16 protein-coding genes are annotated in these 18,260 nt (G+C 73.2%); 7 read left to right on the plus strand and 9 right to left on the minus strand.

Features of this window, described 5'->3' with window-relative positions:
• Positions 1 to 21 precede the first annotated feature (21 nt).
• Complete coding sequence (locus DFH01_RS12590; RefSeq protein WP_109870855.1) at positions 22 to 1,515, plus strand: L,D-transpeptidase family protein; 1,494 nt, start codon at positions 22 to 24, stop codon at positions 1,513 to 1,515.
• Positions 1,515 to 2,093: a peptidoglycan L,D-endopeptidase MepK gene (locus DFH01_RS12595; protein ID WP_109870758.1), complete on the plus strand. Its 579-nt coding sequence runs from the start codon at positions 1,515 to 1,517 to the stop codon at positions 2,091 to 2,093. Before DFH01_RS12590 ends, DFH01_RS12595 begins: the two co-directional genes overlap by 1 nt.
• 101 nt (positions 2,094 to 2,194) lie before the next feature.
• Here DFH01_RS12595 and DFH01_RS12600 read toward each other — a convergent pair whose 3' ends face one another.
• Positions 2,195 to 3,337 (minus strand): MFS transporter, encoded by a 1,143-nt coding sequence (locus DFH01_RS12600; protein ID WP_158287736.1) that lies wholly within the window; start codon positions 3,335 to 3,337, stop codon positions 2,195 to 2,197.
• A 31-nt stretch (positions 3,338 to 3,368) separates the two neighbouring features.
• A complete protein-coding gene (locus DFH01_RS12605) occupies positions 3,369 to 3,839 on the minus strand; it encodes a hypothetical protein (RefSeq protein WP_109870760.1) in 471 nt (156 codons plus the stop codon).
• A 137-nt stretch (positions 3,840 to 3,976) separates the two neighbouring features.
• Here DFH01_RS12605 and DFH01_RS12610 point away from each other — a divergent pair, with 137 nt between their 5' ends.
• Complete coding sequence (locus tag DFH01_RS12610) at positions 3,977 to 4,807, plus strand: SAM-dependent methyltransferase (protein WP_109870761.1); 831 nt, start codon at positions 3,977 to 3,979, stop codon at positions 4,805 to 4,807.
• Positions 4,808 to 4,813: 6 nt separating this feature from the next.
• Here DFH01_RS12610 and DFH01_RS12615 read toward each other — a convergent pair whose 3' ends face one another.
• From DFH01_RS12615 to DFH01_RS12635, 3 genes are all read right to left on the minus strand, one after another.
• The gene (locus DFH01_RS12615) at positions 4,814 to 8,164 is read right to left on the minus strand and encodes an error-prone DNA polymerase (RefSeq protein WP_109870762.1); all 3,351 of its coding nucleotides are present in this window, start codon (positions 8,162 to 8,164) and stop codon (positions 4,814 to 4,816) included.
• Positions 8,165 to 8,325: 161 nt separating this feature from the next.
• A complete protein-coding gene (locus tag DFH01_RS28195; protein WP_158287737.1) occupies positions 8,326 to 9,858 on the minus strand; it encodes a Y-family DNA polymerase in 1,533 nt (510 codons plus the stop codon).
• Between the two features lie 317 nt (positions 9,859 to 10,175).
• Entirely contained in the window at positions 10,176 to 10,943 is a 768-nt protein-coding gene (locus tag DFH01_RS12635; RefSeq protein WP_109870765.1) for an ImuA family protein, read from the minus strand.
• 225 nt (positions 10,944 to 11,168) lie between these two features.
• On the opposite strand from DFH01_RS12635, the gene DFH01_RS12640 reads away from it, so the two are divergent.
• Together DFH01_RS12640 and DFH01_RS12645 are read left to right on the plus strand one after the other, a co-directional pair.
• Positions 11,169 to 11,879, plus strand: coding sequence for a S1 family peptidase (locus DFH01_RS12640; RefSeq protein WP_146217049.1), 711 nt, complete (start codon positions 11,169 to 11,171; stop codon positions 11,877 to 11,879).
• 51 nt (positions 11,880 to 11,930) lie between these two features.
• Positions 11,931 to 12,344, plus strand: coding sequence for a septal ring lytic transglycosylase RlpA family protein (locus DFH01_RS12645; RefSeq protein ID WP_109870767.1), 414 nt, complete (start codon positions 11,931 to 11,933; stop codon positions 12,342 to 12,344).
• A gap of 29 nt (positions 12,345 to 12,373) precedes the next feature.
• On the opposite strand, the gene DFH01_RS12650 is transcribed toward DFH01_RS12645, so the two are convergent.
• Complete coding sequence (locus tag DFH01_RS12650; protein WP_109870768.1) at positions 12,374 to 12,619, minus strand: DUF1127 domain-containing protein; 246 nt, start codon at positions 12,617 to 12,619, stop codon at positions 12,374 to 12,376.
• 107 nt (positions 12,620 to 12,726) lie between these two features.
• Between DFH01_RS12650 and DFH01_RS12655 the strand changes: the two genes are divergently transcribed.
• A complete protein-coding gene (locus DFH01_RS12655; protein ID WP_109870769.1) occupies positions 12,727 to 13,635 on the plus strand; it encodes a LysR family transcriptional regulator in 909 nt (302 codons plus the stop codon).
• A gap of 47 nt (positions 13,636 to 13,682) precedes the next feature.
• On the opposite strand, the gene DFH01_RS12660 is transcribed toward DFH01_RS12655, so the two are convergent.
• Positions 13,683 to 14,240 (minus strand): YcbK family protein, encoded by a 558-nt coding sequence (locus tag DFH01_RS12660; protein ID WP_109870770.1) that lies wholly within the window; start codon positions 14,238 to 14,240, stop codon positions 13,683 to 13,685.
• 237 nt (positions 14,241 to 14,477) lie between these two features.
• On the opposite strand from DFH01_RS12660, the gene DFH01_RS28200 reads away from it, so the two are divergent.
• Positions 14,478 to 16,220, plus strand: coding sequence for a hypothetical protein (locus DFH01_RS28200; RefSeq protein ID WP_158287738.1), 1,743 nt, complete (start codon positions 14,478 to 14,480; stop codon positions 16,218 to 16,220).
• A 6-nt stretch (positions 16,221 to 16,226) separates the two neighbouring features.
• Here the strand turns inward: DFH01_RS28200 and DFH01_RS12670 are convergent, their stop codons facing one another.
• Entirely contained in the window at positions 16,227 to 16,604 is a 378-nt protein-coding gene (locus DFH01_RS12670) for a rhodanese-like domain-containing protein (protein ID WP_109870771.1), read from the minus strand.
• A 63-nt stretch (positions 16,605 to 16,667) separates the two neighbouring features.
• Positions 16,668 to 17,879 (minus strand): DNA methyltransferase, encoded by a 1,212-nt coding sequence (locus DFH01_RS12675; RefSeq protein ID WP_109870772.1) that lies wholly within the window; start codon positions 17,877 to 17,879, stop codon positions 16,668 to 16,670.
• Between the last annotated feature and the right edge of the window lie 381 nt (positions 17,880 to 18,260).

Genomic DNA, 18,260 nt, shown 5'->3' on the forward strand with positions numbered 1-18,260 from the left:
GGCCGATTGTATCTCGGCCTCATGGAAACGGCCCGTCGCCCCCTGTTCGCCGCCGCGCTCGGCCTCGTCGCCGGGCCGCTCGCAACCCGGCCCGCCTCCGCCGCGCTCGCCGCCGACCGCGCCGCCGCGATCCGGCTGGTGGAGCGGCTGCGGGCGCTGGGGGAGGACGGGCTCGACCCGGCCCACTACGCCATCCCCGATCCGGCCATGGCCGCCTCCGATCCCGCCGGCTGGAACACCGCGCTGCAGCGGTCCGCGACGCTCGCCCTGCAGGACCTGCTGACCGGGCGCGTGCGGGAGCTGCGCGGCCGCCCCGACCTGCTGCGCGACGCCGCCGCCGTCGGCGTGGAGACCTGGCAGGCCGAGCTCGCCGCCGCGGCCGAGCCCGCCGCCGTGATCTCCCGCGCCGCGCTCCGCCCGCCGGAAGCCGCGGCGCTGAAGGCCGCGCTCGCCCATGCGCGGGCGCTCGCGGCTCGCGGCTGGCCGGAGGTGCCGGGCCAGGCGACGATCGAACCCGGCATGGTGGACCCGGTGCGCGTGCCCGCGCTCCGCGCTCGTCTGGCGGCGGAGGACCCGGTGCTCGCCGCGGCGCCCGATGGCGGCGCGGCCTATGACCGCGCGCTCGAGGATGCGGTGCGCCGCTGGCAGGCGGCCAACGGGCTGGAGGTGGATGGCCGGGTCGGGCGCATCTCGCTCGGCCTGCTGAACCAGCCGCCGGAGGCGCGGGTGGACCAGCTCCGCGTCGCGCTCGACATGCGCCGCGCCGCCGCGCCCACGCCCGCCGAGCGCCGCATCGAGGTCAACGTCCCCGACTACCACCTCTCCGTGCTCGAGGACGGGCGGGAGATCCTCGGCATGGCGGTGATCGTCGGCAGCCGCGCCCGGCAGACGCCGATGCTGCGCGTGCGCATGACGGCGGTGCAGTTCAACCCGCCCTGGGGCGTGCCGGAGCGCAATGCGCGGGAGGATTTGCTGCCGCGCTTCCGCCGCGACCCGCAGGCGATGATGGAGCGCGGCTTCCGCCTGTTCCAGGTGGTCGGCGGCGAGCGGGTGGAGGTGGACCCCCGCGAGGTGGACTGGTCCGCGATGAACCGGAACAACTTCCCCTATTTCGTCCGCCAGGACGCGGGCGACGCGAACGCCCTCGGCCGCATCAAGTTCATCATGCCGAATGGCGACGACATCTTCATGCACGACACGCCGGACCGGCACCTGTTCCGCCGCCCCGACCGCGCCTTCTCCTCCGGTTGCGTCCGGCTGGAGCGGCCGATGGAGTTCCTCTCCGTCGTGCTGCAGGGCACGCCCGGCTGGGACGTGTCGCGCGGCGAGCGCGCGATCGCCAGCCGCACGACCAGCGTGGTGACGCTGCGCAACAGCCTGCCCGTGCTGCTGCGCTACCGGACGGTGATCGTGGAGGGCGGGCGCGTGCGCATCCGGCCCGACGTCTATGGCCTCGATGCCGCCTATGCGCGCGCGCTGGACGCAGGGGCGCGCGCCCAGGTGGCGCGGCTCTGATGGCCGGCCTCTTCGCGCATGGCGCGCTCTGCCCCTGCTGTGGCGCGGAGCAGGTCCTGCCGCGGCGCGGCTTCCTCGCGGCCGCGGTCGGCCTGACTGCCGCCGCGGTCGTTCCGCCGGCGCTGGCCCAGGCCTCCACGCGGTCGCTCCGCGTGCGGCGCAACTTCACCGAGGACAGCTTCGACGGCGTTTATTGGCGGGACGGCCATTACGACCGCGAGGCGCTGCGCAAGCTCGACTTCGTGTTCCGCGACCTCTCGGCCGCCGAGACCACGCCGATGGATCCGCGGCTGTTCGACGTGATGGCGACCGTGGCGCAGGCGGTGGACAGCGACGAGCCCTTCGAGGTGATCAGCGGCTACCGCACGCCGGAGACGAATGCCCGCAATGCCGGGCGCAGCCGCCGCGTCTCCACCGTGTCGCTGCACATGTCCGGCATGGCCGCGGATTGCCGCCTGCCGGGAAGGCAGAGCCTGCAGGTGGCGCGGCGCGCGGCCGACCTGCAGCTCGGCGGCGTCGGCCTCTATCGCCGCGACGGCTTCTTCCACCTCGATTGCGGCCCGGTGAGGCGCTGGTGATTCGTTTGGGCGATCCTGCCCGCGAAGCACTCTACCCCCACAGGGGGGAGAGGGCTGGGTGAGGGGGGCGCGCCGATCGGGCATCCCGCTTCGGCGTCCCGCTACCCCCTGCTGAACGCCCGCCACGCCAGCACGGCCCCGACCGCCGCGAGCATCGCGCCCGCAACCCCCGTCCAGGCCAGCCCCGCCGCGGCGATCACCGCCCCGCCATAGGCCGCGCCCACGCCCTGGCCCCCCAGCGCCACAGCGCCGCTCAGCGCCAGCGCGACGGCGCGATCCTCCGGCGCCAGGCCGATCAGCCGCGTCTGGTTGATCGGCGCCAGCGCGAACAGGGCGGTGGAGCCGGCGAAGACGCATGTCGCGAGCGGGATCGCGTGCCAGAAGGCTGGCTCGAAGCCGAGCAGCGCCGAATATCCCAGCAGCGCCGCGGCCAGCAGCAGCATCAGCGCCGTCGGCACCACCGGCCCGCCCGTCGCCGCGGCGCGGCCGCCGATCACGATGCCGGCGATGCTGCCGATGCCCACGAAGGCCTGGATCGCGCCGATCCCCGCGCCGCTGATGCCCGTGGTCGCGGTGACGATCGGGCCGAGATAGGCGGCGATGCAGAACAGCCCGGCGAAGGAGAGCAGGCTGGTGCCCAGCACCAGCAGGATCTCCTGCCGCATCACCCGCCGCACCGAGCCCGCGCCGCCGCGATCGGTGGAGGGCAGGGGCGGCAGGCCGAACTGCACCGCAACGGCGGCGACCAGGGCGATGACGCCGCCGAAGACGAAGCAGGCGCGCCAGCCGAACCACCCGCCGATCGCGGTGCCGAGCGGGATGCCGAAGGAGAAGGCGACGGTCAGCCCCGACAGCACCAGCGCCATCGCCTTCGCCCGCTGCTGCGGCGGCGCGATCATGGAGGCCGCGACGCCCGGCAGCACCAGCGTCACCGCCGCGCCGGCGGCGACGCGCAGCAGCAGCGCGCTGGTGAAGTCCGGCGCGAAGGCCGTGGCCAGGTTCAGCAGCCCGACCAGCACCAACCCGATCACGAGCAGCAGGCGCCGGTCCACCCGCGCCGTCAGCGCCGCGGCGGGCGCCCCGGCCAGCGCATAGGTGACGGCATAGGCCGCCGCGAGCTGCCCCGCGGTCGCCAGTGACACGCCGAGATCGGCCGCCAGCGGCGCGAGCATTCCGGTGAAGGCATAGGCGCCGGTCGCCGAGGCGAATTGCGCGCCGGCGAGCAGCCAGATGCGACGATCCATGCGCCCCGATATGCCGCCGGGGCGCCTGCTGTCAGCCGTCGCGTCGCGCGGGGCTGCCCAGCCTCCAGGGATCGGCGAAGAGCAGGCCCGCCCGGCGGAAGGCAGCGCCGAGATGGATGGCGGCGGCCATCGCGTCATAGCCGGGGCGGCCGGGCATCCTGTTCAGCAGGCAGGCGAAGGCTTCCCGCCGCGGGCCGCGCTGAACGAGGGCGGCGAAGAGGAGCAGCGGTGGCTCCTCGCCGACCAGGCGCGGGCAGAGCGGGCAGCCGAGGGTGAGGGGGCCGGCGCTCGTCAGGTTGCGCAGCAGCGCATCCATCGCCGGCGCCGCGCCTTCGGCCGACTCCGTGGCGAGGATGCGGCGCATCGCCGGGACCGTGGCGATTCCCTGGTTGCGGGCGGCCGCCCAGGCGCGGGCGCTGTCCAGCAGCAGGCGCTCGGCAGCCGGCAGGTCCTCGGGGTCGGTCGTGGTGTAGGGCCAGGCGGGCAGGCCGCGTGTCGCCATGGAACGGAGTCTCCCTGTGCGTCGGGGCGGCAGGCTACTGCAATTGCGACTGAATCGCAAATGGATGGGCGGGAACGATATGGCTGCCCGCCTATGTTCCCTGCACTGTGCGCGGCTTGGAGGGGGAGGCGGCAAGCATGGCCCGGGACGGCCTGGCGGCCCATTACCAGGGCGAGGACATCGCCGAACGGATCCTTTCGGCGCTGCGGGCGGCGCAGGGCGCCGATGCCCGGGTCACGGCGGAGGTGCTCGCGCCGCTCGACCACTTCCACGGCCGCGGCCTTGCCGCGACGACGGAGATGGCCGCACGGCTCGATCCGCAGGCGGACGATCGCATCCTCGACATCGGCTCGGGCATTGGCGGGCCGGCGCGCTGGCTGGCCGAGCGCTTCGGCTGCCATGTCACGGGCCTCGACCTGATGCCCTCCTTCTGCCGCGCGGCGGAGGCGCTGAACGCCGCGGTCGGCCTGTCCGCGCGCGTGCGCATCCTGCAGGGCAGCGCGCTCGACCTGCCCTTCCCGGCGGCGAGCTTCGACCACGCCTATTCGCAGAACGTGCTGATGAACATCGCCGACAAGGCGCGGTTCTTCACGGAGGCCTTTCGCGTGCTGAAGCCGGGCGGCCTCTTCGCCGTCTCCTGCGTGGGTGCAGGGCCGGGAGGCGAGCCGTTCTATCCGGTGCCCTGGGCCAGCACGCCGGCGGAAAGCTTCCTCGCGACGCCGGAGGAGACGCGGCGTCTTGTGCTGGATGCCGGCTTCGACCTGGTGCGGTTCGAGGATCGCACGGAGGCGATGCTGCCGGCGCGGCGCCGGATGCTGGAGGAAGTGGAGCGCGACGGCCTGCCGGCGCTCGGCTGGCATGTCTTCATGGGTGCCGAGCGGTCGCTGGAGCTGGTGGCCAACACGGTGCGCAGCGATCTCGCCGGCCGCCTGACCACGCTGGAGTTGCTGGCCCGGCGCCCGGGCTGATCGGCGTCACCGGAAATCGCGCGAGGGAGGCATCGCCGCCGCGCCACTCTTGCCGGCGCGCACCGCCGGATCGCGGGGGTCGTGCAGGTTGGGGCTGCGGACCTCGTCGGCGTTGGCCAGCACGCGCCCCCAGGTCGTGGCGGGATCCTCCAGCCGGTGAAGGCCGTCGAGCAGGCCGGACCAGTCGTGCAGCCTGCGCACGACCAGGTGGATGATCGGCACCTCGGCCTGCTCCATCCGTTCGACGCGGCCCTCGGCCAGGACCAGGCGGGCGCCGATCACCGCGGCGCGGTCGCAGCTCACGATGTCGGGGTAGAGCACGAGGTTGCCGGTGCCGAACTCGTCCTCGACGGTGAAGAACACCACGCCCTTGGCGCTGCCGGGACGCTGGCGCACCAGCACGAGGCCGGCGAGGCGTAGCCAGCGCCCCTGGCGCGCGGCGTTCAGCGCGCGCGTGTCCACCGCGCCGCGTTCCCGCAGCACCGGGCGCAGCAGCGCGAGCGGATGGCGGCGCAGCGACAGGCCGGTGGCGGCGTAGTCCAACACGGTCTGCTCGCCGGCGGTCTCGTCGGGGAGGGTGGGCTGTTCCGCATCGCGCGCCTCGGAGAGCGGCAGCGCGGCCTCGACGCCCGCCGCCTCCCACAGTGCATGGCGGCGGCCTTGCGTGAGGCTGCGCAGCGCATCGGCGCGGGCGAGCGCATCCATCGCGCCGCGATCGAGCCGCGCGCGACGCGCGAGGTCGGCGACGTCGCGGAACGGCGCGGCGGCGCGGGCTGCGGTGATGGAATCGGCGTCTTCTTTCCTGAGGCCGGCGATGAGGCGAAGGCCGAGGCGGAGAGCGGGCAAGGGCGCAGACCCCCACCCCAACCCTCCCCCGCAAGCGGGAGAGGGAGACCGGCGCTCGCTACTCCCTCTCTCGCGATAGCGGGGGCTTGCGGCATTGCCGCGAGGCCGAAGGCTGGTCGGGGTGGGGGTTCCATCCCCCACCACCTCCAACGCGCAATCCCAGTCCGACACCATCACATCCGCCGCCCGCACCTCCACATCGTGCTCCTTCGCGTCGCGCACGATCTGCGCCGGCGCGTAGAAGCCCATGGGCTGGCTGTTCAGCAGCGCGGCGGCGAAGGCCGCGGGATGATGGCGCTTGATCCAGGCGGAGACATAGACCAGCGAGGCAAAGCTCGCCGCGTGGCTCTCCGGGAAGCCATAGGTCCCAAAACCTTCGAGCTGGCGGAAGCAGCGCTGCGCGAAATCCGCGTCGTAGCCATTCGCCGCCATGCCGGCCAGAAACTCCTCGCGGAATTTCCAGATCTCGCCGGTGTTGCGGAAGGTCGCCATGGCGCGGCGCAGCTCGTCGGCGCGGGAGGGCGAGAAGCCGGCGCCGACGATCGCGATCTTCATCGCCTGCTCCTGGAACAGCGGCACGCCGAGCGTTTTCTTCAGCACGCCTTCCAGGCCGTGCGGGATCTCCACCGGCTCCTCGCCGTTCCGCCGGCGGAGATAGGGATGCACCATGTCGCCCTGGATGGGCCCTGGGCGCACGATCGCGACCTCGATCACCAGGTCGTAGAATTCCTTCGGGCGCAGGCGCGGCAGCATGTTCATCTGCGCGCGGCTTTCCACCTGGAAGACGCCGATGGAATCGCCCCGCCGCAGCATTTTGTAAGTTTCGGGATCGTCCTGCGGCACGTCCTGCAGTGTGTAGCGCTTGCCGCCGGCGCCCTCGATCAGGGCGAAGGCGCGGCGGATGCAGGTGAGCATGCCCAGGCCCAGCACATCCACCTTCAGGATGCGCAGCGCCTCGATGTCGTCCTTGTCCCATTCGATGGTGGTGCGGTCCTCCATCGCCGCCTTCACAACCACGGTGTGCTCCGTCAGCGGCCCCTTGGTGATGACGAAGCCGCCGACATGCGTCGCGAGATGGCGCGGGAAATCCTGGATTTCCTCGGCGATCTCCATCGCGTGACGGATGCGCGGATCGGCGTCGGGGCGCAGGCCGTTGTCGGCCGCGAGATCCTCCAGCGATTTCTCGCCCGCGCCCCAGACGGATTTCGCGATGCGCGCGGTGACGTCCTCGGTCAGGCCCATCGCCTTGCCGACCTCGCGGATCGCGCTGCGCTCCCGGTAGCGGATCAGCGTCGCGGTGATCGCCGCGCGGTCGCGGCCGTAGCTGCGGTAGATGTGCTGGATCACCTCCTCGCGCCGCTCATGCTCGAAATCCACGTCGATGTCGGGCGGCTCGTCGCGTGCTGCGGAGATGAAGCGCTCGAACAGCATGTCGTGCTTGTCGGGCGCGACGGCGGTGATGCCGAGCACGTAGCACACCGCCGAATTCGCCGCCGAGCCCCGCCCCTGGCACAGGATTTTCTGGTCGTGCGCAAAGCGCACGATCTCGTGCACCGTCAGGAAATAGGGCGCGTAGTCCATCTGCGCGATGAGCGAGAGCTCGTGCCGGATCTGCCGCCGCACCTTCTCCGGCACGCCGTCGGGCCATTTCGCGCGGCAGGCCTCGGCGACGCGCGCCGCCAGCGTCTCCTGCGCAGTGCGGCCGGGATCGAGAATCTCCTCGGGGTATTCGTAGGAGAGGTCGCGCAGCGAGAAGCGGCAGGCGCGGCGCACGCGCGCGGTGGCGGCGATCGCCTCGGGGAAGCGCGCGAGGCGGCGCGCGACCTCCGCGGGCGGCAGCAGATGCGCTTCCGCATTGGCTTCTGCCGCATAGCCCAGCGTCTCCACCGTGCGGCCCAGGCGGATGGCGGTGAGCACATCCGCCACGCGCCGGCGCGACGCCACGTGATAGCGCACGCCGCCGGCGGCGATCAGCGGCACGCCGAGCGCGGCGAGCGCATCCAGCCGCGCCTGGTCGTCACCGCGACAGCGATGATCCGCCGTGCAGAACAGCGGCAGCGCGGTTCGTCCGTTCAATGCGCGTGCATCGGCTCGGAGGCTTCGGGCGAAATCCGGCGCGACCTGCGCGGGCGGGATGCGCGCCATCACGCTGCCCTCGGCATGGTCGAGCAGCATCTCCCGCGTCAGGCGCGTGTCGCCCTTCTCGCCCTGCATCCGCGCGGCCGAGAGCATGCGGCAGAGCCTTCCCCAGGCGGCGCGATCCGCGGGCCAGGCGAGATACTCGGTGCCGTCGACCAGGCAGAGGCGGATACCCGCGACGAAGTGGATTCCCACCTGCTCCGCCGCGACCATCCCGCGCACCAGGCCGGCGACGGAATTGCGGTCGGCGATGCCGAAGGCGGACATGCCGAGCGCCTTGGCGGCGACCGCGAGTTCGCGCGGGTGGGAGGCGCCTTCGAGGAAGGTGAAGTTCGAGAGGGCGCCGAGTTCGGCGAAGGGTTCGTCCGTCATGGGTCAGGGATGCGCGCCGGAGGTGGCGCGGCCCCCACCCAACCCTCCCCCGCAAGCGGGGGAGGGCTTCTTCTCCCACCCCCGCAGTGCGGGGGGTTCGACGCATCGCGTCGAACGCCGGAGCGAAGCGAAGGCTGGTCGGGGTGGGGGCGCGACCGGCCTCACAGCCGCCCCTGCACGAACCACCGCGCCTCCGCCCCGAAGCCCGAGCGGCACACCCAGAGCCGCACGCCGGAAGCCAGTTCCACGCGATAATAATCCCGCCCCGGCCTGTCCGGCCTGGCGCGCCACCATTCCGGCTCGATCCGCTCCGGCCCCTCCGCCGCGCGCACGCGATGGCCGATCTTGCCGATGCGCAGCAGGGACGGCGGCGCATCCGGCAGCAGCGCCATCGCGCCGACCTCGAGCGGCCGGCGCAGCAGCCGCACGGGCCGCACGGATCGCGGCCAGCCTTCCGGCACCAGCACGCCTGTGGTGGGAGGAACGCGCATCACTTCGCGCTCCGGCCAGTGGCTTTCCGCCGGCGCCAGGCGCCAGACCTGCACGCGCTGGGCCAGGCGGTCGAACAGGCGGGCGAGGTCCTCCGTCTCTTGCGCGCCGCGCACGAAGCCGCCCTGCAGGCCGGTCATCGCCTCCGTCGCCTCGGCGCCGAGGGCGATGCGGTCGAAGCCGAAGCCGGGTTCCAGCCTTTCGAGCCTTTCCGCGAACAGCCGCCCGAGATGGGCCGGGTCGCGCGCGGCGAGGCCGGTGCCGACCGCGACCTCCTGCACCGCGCCATCCACCCGATGCGCCCGCAGCACCACCCGCCGCGCGCCGCGGCCGGCTTCCTCCAGCCTGCGGCACAGCGCGCGCAGCAGCGCCGCCACGGCGACGTCGATGGCCTCTCGCGTGATCAGCGGCTCCAGGAATTCGCGGCTGGCGGAGAAATCGGGCAGCGGGCGGATGGGGGAGATCGGCGCCGAGACCTCGCCGGCCGCTTCCTCCAGCGCGTGCAGCGTGGCCGCGCCGAAGCGGCGGGCGAGGGGGCCGCGCGGCTGGCGCCGCACCTCGCCGATGCGGCGCAACCCCATGCGGGAGAGGGCGGTCACGACCTCCGGTTCGATGGGTAGGACGGAGAGCGGCAGGTGCTCGACCGCCGCGGCCTCCTCGCCCGGCGGGACCACGCCTGCGCCGCCGGACCGCGCCAGGGCCAGCGCCGTGCCGGGGGCGCCGGCGATCACGCCGCAGGCGGTGAAGCCGAGACAGGCCAAGCCCTCCACCGCGCGGCGCAACAGCGCGGCCTCGCCACCGAAGAGGTGGGTGGCGCCGGTGATGTCGAGGAGGAGGGCGGGGGTGGTCAGGGTGTCAGGTGGTTTTCCGGGTCTTTTCCCTACGCCGGCACCCCCCTCACCCAACCCTCTCCCCCCTTGGGGGGGAGAGGGCTTTTGGTGCGAGGGGGGAGAGGGCAAGGACGCAGGGCCGTCCAACGCGACCAATGGCGTGAAGCGCAACGCCCAGAGCGCCAGGCGCTCCAGCAGCGCCGCCTCGGCGCCCGCATCCTCCTCCACGGCCCGAGCCTCCGGCGCGATCGCCTGCGCGTCCGACAAGGCCTGACCCGCCCGTACGCCCTCGACACCGCCGACCGCCACCACCTCCCGCCGCGCCCCCACCCCGCGCCAGACCAGCACCGGCCCGCCCGGCCCCAGCCGCTCCACGGCCAGCCGCGGCAGGGCGAGGGCGAGATGACGGCGGGGTGTTGCGTGGGTGGTTTGCGGGGGCTCTGCCCCCGCGCCCCCGCCGGGGAGCTTGAAGCTCCCCGGACCCCGACACTCGTTTATGTCCCGAAGGGAGGGGGGCCGAAGTGCCCCCCTCCCTTCGGGACATGAAGGGAATGCAGGTCCAGGGGCCTCAGGCTCCTGGCAGGGGGTGCAGGGGGACAGCGTCCCCCTGCGAGCCACCCGCGCACCCCGCTCGTCATCCAGCCCCAGCCCCGGCAGCGGCAGCCGCGGCGGGTGGGCCGCGCGGCGGCGGGTCATGCGCGGCGGCGGCGCGGGGTGGCCGCGGGCGTGGTGTCGGCGTCGGTGTCGAGGCGGTCGGTGGTGGTGCGCCAGGTGACGGTCCAGCTGCGGGGCGCGCCGCCGCGGCAGCGGAGCAGGTCGAGTTGCCAGCGCGGGTCGCCCAGTTGATGCGGACTGCCAGAGTCCCCCGGTAATGCGTTGATCCGCCAGCGGGTGAGGGCAGCGGAGGGGCCGGCATCCTCGGTGTCGGGGCGGAGCAGGAGGCCGAGCGCCCCGCCGGCCTCGGCGGCGAGTTGCAGCCGGCGGGCGGCGGTGAGGTCGATTTCGGACAAACTCAGCAGGGCGCCGCCGATCGCCGGGCAGCGCAGCGCTTCCTCCATGGCCCAGAGCCCGTCGGTGGGGCGCGGCGCGCGGACCAGCACGAGCTCGGCGGGGGAGAGGCCGAAGCGCATCAGGCCGGGCGGCCAGGCGTCGGGGTCTGGGCCGATCCAGAGGACAGGTCCGCCTGTCCGGCCAAGGATGACGGCGCAGAAGCCGGCGGCGGCGCCGGGCTCGCCGGCGAGGATCTCGTGCAGCCCGGCGCGGGCGAGGCCGCCGCCGGGGAGGTGGGCGTCGAGGCTTTCGGACAAACTCACCACCCCTGCCTGGCTGCGGGCGAGCGCGGCTGCGGCGCCGGCGCGTTCGAGCCGGCCGATGCGGGCGCGCAGCGCGGCGAGCAGGGCCGGGCGGTCCATCGGCAGCGGCTCGGGCGGCAGCGGGTAGGGGGTGGGGTCGGGGTCCATGGGGCGGGGCCGATGTTCGCTATATGTTCTGATAACGCGGCGCCCCGGGTCAAGCGGTTTGCGGCTGCGGGGCGCGGATTTTGCTGTGGATTATTGAAAAAACAGATACTTGGACTGTTGTTCCGCAAGATTATCCGAACAACCCATCCGGCCCACCCCAAGCGTCAACGCTTTCTTAAGAATTGGCCGTCTCCACTGGCGCTGCGTCCTGCCGAAGGTCTCCCGATGCGAGTCGTCCCAATCCCAGCCTGCCGCCGCGGCCTTTCCGTTGCGTTGCTGGCGGCCGCGCTGCTCGGCGCCTGCGCCCGGCTGCCGGCCGAGGAGGCGCGCGGCACACCGGCCGAGGCCGTCGCCGCCCAGGGCTTCGCCAGGCTGAGCGCCACCGGCCTGCCGCTGGGCTCGGCGGTCGCGGTCGCGCTGGACCGGCTGCTGACCAATGCGCATGTGATCCCGGAAGGGGTCGAGCAGCTTGCCTTCCGGCGTGGCGACGGCGCCGCATCCGGCCCGGCGCGGCTGCTGGCGCGCAGCGACCGCATGGACCTGGCGGTGCTGGAGGTGCCGGCGGTCTTTGCCCCGGCGCAGCCCGCGCCGCAGTCGCCGGCCGAAGGTGATCCGCTCTGGGCCGCCGGATCGCCGGCGGCGGGGCCTGCCGTGGTGGCGGGGCGCGTCGCTATCCCGGCCGCGACGCTGCCCGGCCATGGGCCGGGCTTCACCGCCCGGATCGGTGCGCTGCTCGGCTATTCCGGGGGGCCGGCGCTGGATGGGCAGGGGCGGCTGCTCGGCCTGGTCACTGCCGTGCCGCAGCCCGGCGCGGCGCCGCTGCTCGCAGCGCTCTCGGGGGTGGACCTGGATGGGCTGGCGAGAGGGGAGCGGGAAGTCTTCCTGCTCGGCATCGGCGATGCGCTGGCGGAAGCCGCACGCATCGCGCCGCGCTGACGAGGGCGTGAGAGTCGGGCAACCCTGCTGGCGGCTTCGCGTCCCCCCGCCATGCTGCGCTCCCTGCTGATCCTGAGCATGCTCCTCGGCCCCGGCGTCGCCGCCGCCGCGGAGCGATCGAGAACCCCCGCCGTCCAGCGCGGCGAGGCCTCCTACTACCACCCGCACCGCTTCACCGGCCGGCGCATGGCCAATGGTGACCGCTTCGACCCGCGCTCCAACGCCGCCGCCCACCGCACCCTGCCCCTCGGCACGGTGGTGGAGGTGACCAACCTGGAGAACGGCACGCGGCAGGTCGTGGTGATCGAGGATCGCGGGCCCTACGCCCGCGGCCGCATCCTGGATGTCTCGCCGCACACCGCGGAGCAGCTCGACATGATCGAGGACGGCACCGCGACGGTGCGGCTGCGCACCGTCGGGCGGCTGCCGAACCAGGCGCGGGACGGGCAGAGCGGCACGGAGTGACGCCGGCGGTGCCGGCGCCACGCCGCGATTCAGCGCATCTGCCAGGGGGCGTTGAGGCCCGGGAGGTTCGGCTTCAGGTCCCATGGCGCCCGTGCGGCTTCCTCCAGCGCGTCGGCGCGGCTGATGCCGATATCCTGCAGCATGCGGTCGTCCATCTCGGCCAGGCGACGGCGGCTCTCGATGGCGTGCATGGCGGCGGCCAACCAGGCGAGCCAGCCAGCCGAGACCCGCTGGCGGCGCCGCAGGACGGGGCGGGTGAGCACATGGCCGGACATCGCTGGGGTTCCTTTCCTCGATGGAGGCCCGGACCATCACCCCCTGGCAGGCATCAGTAAAACGAATTGTCTTGACGTTGCGTATCAGCCGTCTTGATGTTGACGCCATGCTCGCCCTGCCGCCCGGCCTAGACCCCGATCTGCTCCGCGCCTTCGTGCTGATCGCTGAGGGGGGGTCCTTCACCCGCGCCGCGGAGCGCGTGGGGCGCACGCAATCCGCCGTCTCCATGCAGATCCGTCGGCTGGAGGAGACGCTCGGCCAGCCGCTGCTGGTGCGTACCCCGAAGGGCGTGCAGCCGACGCCGCAGGGGATGTGGCTGCTCGACCGTGCGCGGGCGATGCTGGCGCTGAACGATGAGATCGTCGGCAATTTCCGCGCGCCGCCCATGGTCGGCACGGTCCGGCTCGGCACGCCGGACGACTATGCGCTGAACTGGCTGCCCGCGATCCTCGCGCGCTTCGCGGAGGCGCACCCGGCCGTCGAGCTCGAGGTGGTGTGCCTGAACTCCGACGTGCTGGCGCAGCAATTCCTGGAGGGCCGGCTGGACCTGACGCTGCTGAGCGAGGGGCAGGAGCCGCGGCATGTGCCGGCGCAGCGCATCTGGCGCGGCCCGCTGCGCTGGGTGGGCAGCCCGACGCATGGCGTGCATCGGCGCGAGCCCCTGCCGCTCGCGCTCTCCCGCCCCGAGAATTTCTGCACCTGGCGCAGCGCGGCGCTCAGCGCGCTGCGGATGCAGGGCAGGGCGGCGCGGGTGACCTACAATTCCGCGACCCAGACCGGGTGCTTCACCGTGGCGCTGGCCGGGCTGGCGCTGACCGTCAGCACGCCCTGCACCCTGCCCGAGGGGCTGGCCTGGATGGGCGAGGCGGAAGGCCTGCCGGCGCTGCCCGAGATGGGCATCGTGCTGCTGCGGCACGAAGCGTCGCTCGGCGTGCCGGCGGCCGATGCGCTGGCCGCCCATGTCGCGGATGGCTTCCTGCGGGCGGCCGGGCCGGGCGTGGCGATCGCGGCCTGACGGCGCGGCCTTCCGGTCCAGCGGAACACGGCCCGGGCCGCACCGGCTCAGCTCGTGGCCGGCGCCGCACCCCGCCAGCCGCGCAGCGGCCCGATATCCACATGGACGAAGCCGCCATAGGTGCCGACGCCCATGAACATGTTGTGGCGCGAGACCTCGGCCGCGACCGCCGCCACCTGCGCCGGCGGCACGCCCGGGATCTGGATGTCCGCCGCCTGGCCCTCGAGGTGCCGGCTGTTCCGCGCCGCACCTTCCAGCGAGGAATTGGTCCGCGGCGTCCGGTAGCCGGAGAGCAGGATCAGCGGCCGGTGGAAGCCCCAGCGCCCCTGGATCTGGCCGAGCTTGTCCAGCAGCAGCACCGGCATCGGGCCCGTGGCGTTCTGGCGCAGGTCGCGGAACACACGCTGCAGGCGTGCCACGACCTGCCAGTCCACCTGGCCATCGGCGCGGATGTAGGCGGCGCGAACCTCCTCGCCCGCCTGGTTGCGGATCCAGATGGCGCGGCGCCGGTCGCCCGGGCGCTGCATCGCGGCCGCGGGCAGCGCAGGCATCGCAAGTGCCGTGAACCCGGCGGCCAGCAGGCCGCGGCGGGGGATGGATGCCATGGCGATCTCCCGTCGGGGGGTGGCGGTGTCACGCTTCAATATTATGCACTAAGCGAAAGATTTGATCCAGCTTCGAGTCGCTGCCGTGATCACGCGGGCGCGAGTCAGCCCTTTGCTGGGTCGACCCGAAGCTTCCGATCGTTACAGACTACGTGGCCGTCCCGTTCAGGATGGCTGCCGATGTGGTCACGAAAGGAATCCCTGTTGCCTCCGTCCCGCCGCGCTCCCCTTCCGGCCTTGCTGTTGCTCGCCCTCTTCGCCGCGCCCGCGCGCGCGGAGTTGCCGCAACCGTCCTGCGAGGCGCTGGCGACCTGGACAGAGGGCTTCGAGCGGCGGGAAGGCTGGGCGCCCAACGAGCTCGGCCTGGGCGGGCGGGACCGGTTCAACGCGCTCTTCGCCGATCCGCGCACCGCCGCCCTGTTCGGCAAGCCGGTGCTGGACTGGACGCCGGAGGAGGCGAAGGCGCTCGCGCCGCATTTCGCGGCCTGCGCCGATACGCTGCGCCGCGGCGGCAACCGGGAGGCGAGCGGCGTGCTCGGCACGCTGCGCATCCAGGCCGGGCGCGAGGTGCCGAACTACCTGGCGGCGCTCGCCGAGGCGCGCGCGGCCGTGCCGAGGACGCTCGGCGAACTGGCGCAGGCCGCGCCCTCCGTCGCGCTGGTGCGCTTCCTCGAGGCCGCCGCGGCGATCGGCACAGAGGCCGATGCCGCAACCCAGGCGAACCGCGCGGCGAGCGGGCTGAGCGGCCCGGCGCGGAACGACGCGCGCGCGCTGATGGGGGCGCTGCGCGATATCCCGCAGGCCGAGGTCGCGGCGCTGATACGTCCGGCGGCCGATGGCGTGCCGGCCCTGCGGACCCGGTTGCGGCAGGCCGCGGCGGCGGAGCTCGAGGAGGTGCCGGCGACCCTCGCCGGCCTGCAGATGCTCGAGAGGCGGGGGCAGCAGCTGCTGGCGGAGTATTCGCCGGCGCTCGGCGAGGCCGAGACGCGGGCGCTGCAGGCCGCCGTGGCGGCCCGTCGCACCGCGATCGGCGCCGCGCTGCGCGACGAGTTGCTCGGTCAGGTGGCCGCGGCGCCGGGCAACATCGTGGGGGCGCAGATGCTGGTGCGCATCCAGCAGCAGCTCAACGGCCAGTATGCCCAGCCGCTCGGGGCCGAGGGCGCGGCGGCGGTGAACGCCGCGCTGCGCGCCAAGCGGGCCGAAGTCGGCGCCGCGCTGGTGCAGGAAATTCTGGCCGGCATTGCGAGCCTTCCGCCGCAGCCGGCCTCGCTGCGCAGCCTTCAGCAGCTGGAGACCCTCTCGCCCAACCCGGCCTTCTTCGCCGCGGTCGGGCCGGAGGGCATGCGCGAGATCACCACGGCGGCCGCGGCGAAGCGGACGGAGCTCGGCACGGCGGTCGCGGCGGAGCTGCGCGGACGGATCGGCGCGGTGCCGCGGACGCCGGAAGGGTTCGGCGCGCTGGACCAGCTTCTGCCGGCCGCGCTGCTGGACGTGCTGCCCGCCGAGGCCGCGACGTCCCTCAAGCAGGACGCCGCCGCCCAGCGCGCCCGCATCGCGGAGGCAGCGCTGCCCGGCTTCCGTGCCGAACTCGCCCGCCTGCCGGCGAGCGAGGAGGGGTTGGAGACACTCGACCGCACCGTGCTGCCCGGCGTCGCCGCGCTTCCGGCCTCCGCCGCGGCGGAAAAGGAGCGCTTCGCCGCCGTCGCGCAGGAGCGCCGCGCCGCGATCCTGGCGGCGCTGAACCGTGCCGAGGCGGGGCCGCTGCGCGGACGGATCTACGAGGGTGAGATGGTGAAGATCGAGTTCCTCGACCGGACGCGGGTGGTGATCACCGCGCCCGGCGCGCCGCCCGTCCCCGGCACCTACACCGAGGAAGCGGACGGGCGCGTCAGCATCACGGCCGGGCAGATCGCCATGGTGATGACCCGCGAGGGAAAGCGGCTGGTCGCCGGCCCCGTGACGGTGCGGCGGGTGAAGTAGCGCCGGTCAGGCGTTCTCGACCTCGCCGCCACCCTCGACCCAGTCCTTGAAGCCGCCGAGATTGCGCACGTCCTTGTAGCCCATGTCCTTCAGGGTCTTGCCGGCGAGCGCGGACCGCCCGCCGGAGGCGCAGTAGACGATGATGGTCTTGGCACGGTCAAAGGCCGCGTCGTGCAGCGGGGATTCGGGGTCGGCGCGGAACTCGAGCAGCCCGCGCGAGACATGCAGCGCGCCCTTGGCCTTGCCGGAGGCCTTCACCTCGGCGGCGTCGCGCACGTCGAGCAGCACGGTCTGCGGCTGCGCGGCGAGCTCCTGGGCCTCTGTGGCGCTGATCCGCGGCACGGCCTCGTTGGCGGCGGCGAGCATGTCCTTCACGGTGCGCATGGCGTGTCCTCCTGCCAGCCGAGGCTAGGCCGGCCGGCGGGCCTTGCCAAATGCTCCCTCGCGTCAGCGGCGCCGCATGACGACGATCCGATTGCTGTTGGTGCCGCGCCGATTGTTGGCCACCCCCCAGCAATTCGCCGTCTTGGTGAAATCCTGCCGGTTCACCATTACGCAGAGCCGATCGAGCGGCAGCCCCTCCGCGGCCTGCCAGACCAGGCGCTCCAGCAGCACCGTCCCGTTGCGCACCTCGCCGACCTCGAAGGCGAGATGGCCGCCGGGGCGGAGCACGCGCGCGATCTCCGCCAGCACATCCCGCATCATCGCCTGCCAGGCGGCGGGGCTGGCGTGGCGCGCGATGGGCACGCTGCGCGCGTCGATGCCGGCGAACCAGCAGCGCAGCCAGTTGTCCTCGGCATACTGCACGACGTCGAGGAAGGGGGGCGAAGTGACGACCAGCGCGACGGTGCCGTCCGCGATCGCCGGGTTACGCTCGGCCGGGCCGGTGGTGAGGCGGAAGGGCAGGACCGGGGAGGGCAGGGGCTTCGCCAGCAGTGCGCGGGTCTTCTTCCGGATGAGGGCGGCGACGTCGCGGGCGGGCGGGGTCTGGCCGAGCCGCGCATTGATCCGCCGCTGCGCCGCGACGGAGACCGCCTGGTTGGGCGGCATGGTGTAGCCCGAGAAGAAGCCGGGCGAATGGCCCGTTAGGCGGTTCAGGGCGACCATGCGGATCCAGTCCGCGACCGGCTCCGGGTTGTCCTCTGTCAGCGGCGCGTGGCGGTCGAGCCAGGACCGCAAGGCGTTCAGGCGGCGGAGGGTCGTCGGGCTGTAGAAGGCGAGCAGCTCGGCAGGGTCCGTTCCGCCGGCCTCCCAATCCACCGCGGCAAGGGCGGCGGCGACCCGGTCGGGCGTGGGGGGAGCAAGGCGCGGGCGGGTCAGCAGCACGCCGAGCGGATTGATGTCGTTGCCCGCTGCGCGGCGGCCGAGGAGTGCCGCTTCCACCGGCGTGGTGCCGCGGCCCATGAAGGGGTCGTAGACGGCTTCGCCCGGCGCCGTCAGGCGCTGGATGAAGAAGGCGGGCAGCTGCGGCTTGAAGCAGGCACGATAGCTGATCTCGTGGATCGGATGCGCTTGGCGCTGGCGGGCGGTCCAGAAGGCATTCTCGGAATAGGGGATGCCGCCCTCGAGGAAGGTGGCGGTGGGCCGCCCGCCTTCCGCGAAGGCGGTGATCTCGGACGCGAAGGCGGCCGGGCGCGTGGTCTCGGGGACGCCATCCATGCATCCGTGATAGCGCGATGCGACCTGCGGGTCAGGCTGGTCGGGCAAGATGTCGGAGCGATGACGGAATATCGCATCGAGGGGGTTTGACAGGCATCGGGCCCAGGACTAGATAGCCGCCACCGACGACGAACGCGGTGGCCACTTGAAGCGGCGGGGTAAACCCGCTAACTTCTGCGCCCCGCCGAGTTGGCGGCATCGGGACAGGCGGCACCGGGTGCCCCGAAAGGGGATCGGGTCGCTTCGTCCCTCGCTCTTTCAATCTGTGCATCTGCGAGGGGAGTATTTCTGGTTGCTCTGCCTGTTCGCGTGGCCCTTTGGGGTTATGCGGTGGGAAGGGTGGCCGGATGGAGATTGTTGGTGTTTGTGTTGGTTGGGGTC

Origin of the sequence: Falsiroseomonas bella, from assembly GCF_003173615.1 — a bacterium.
GTDB classification, from domain to species: Bacteria; Pseudomonadota; Alphaproteobacteria; order Acetobacterales; family Acetobacteraceae; genus Falsiroseomonas; species Falsiroseomonas bella.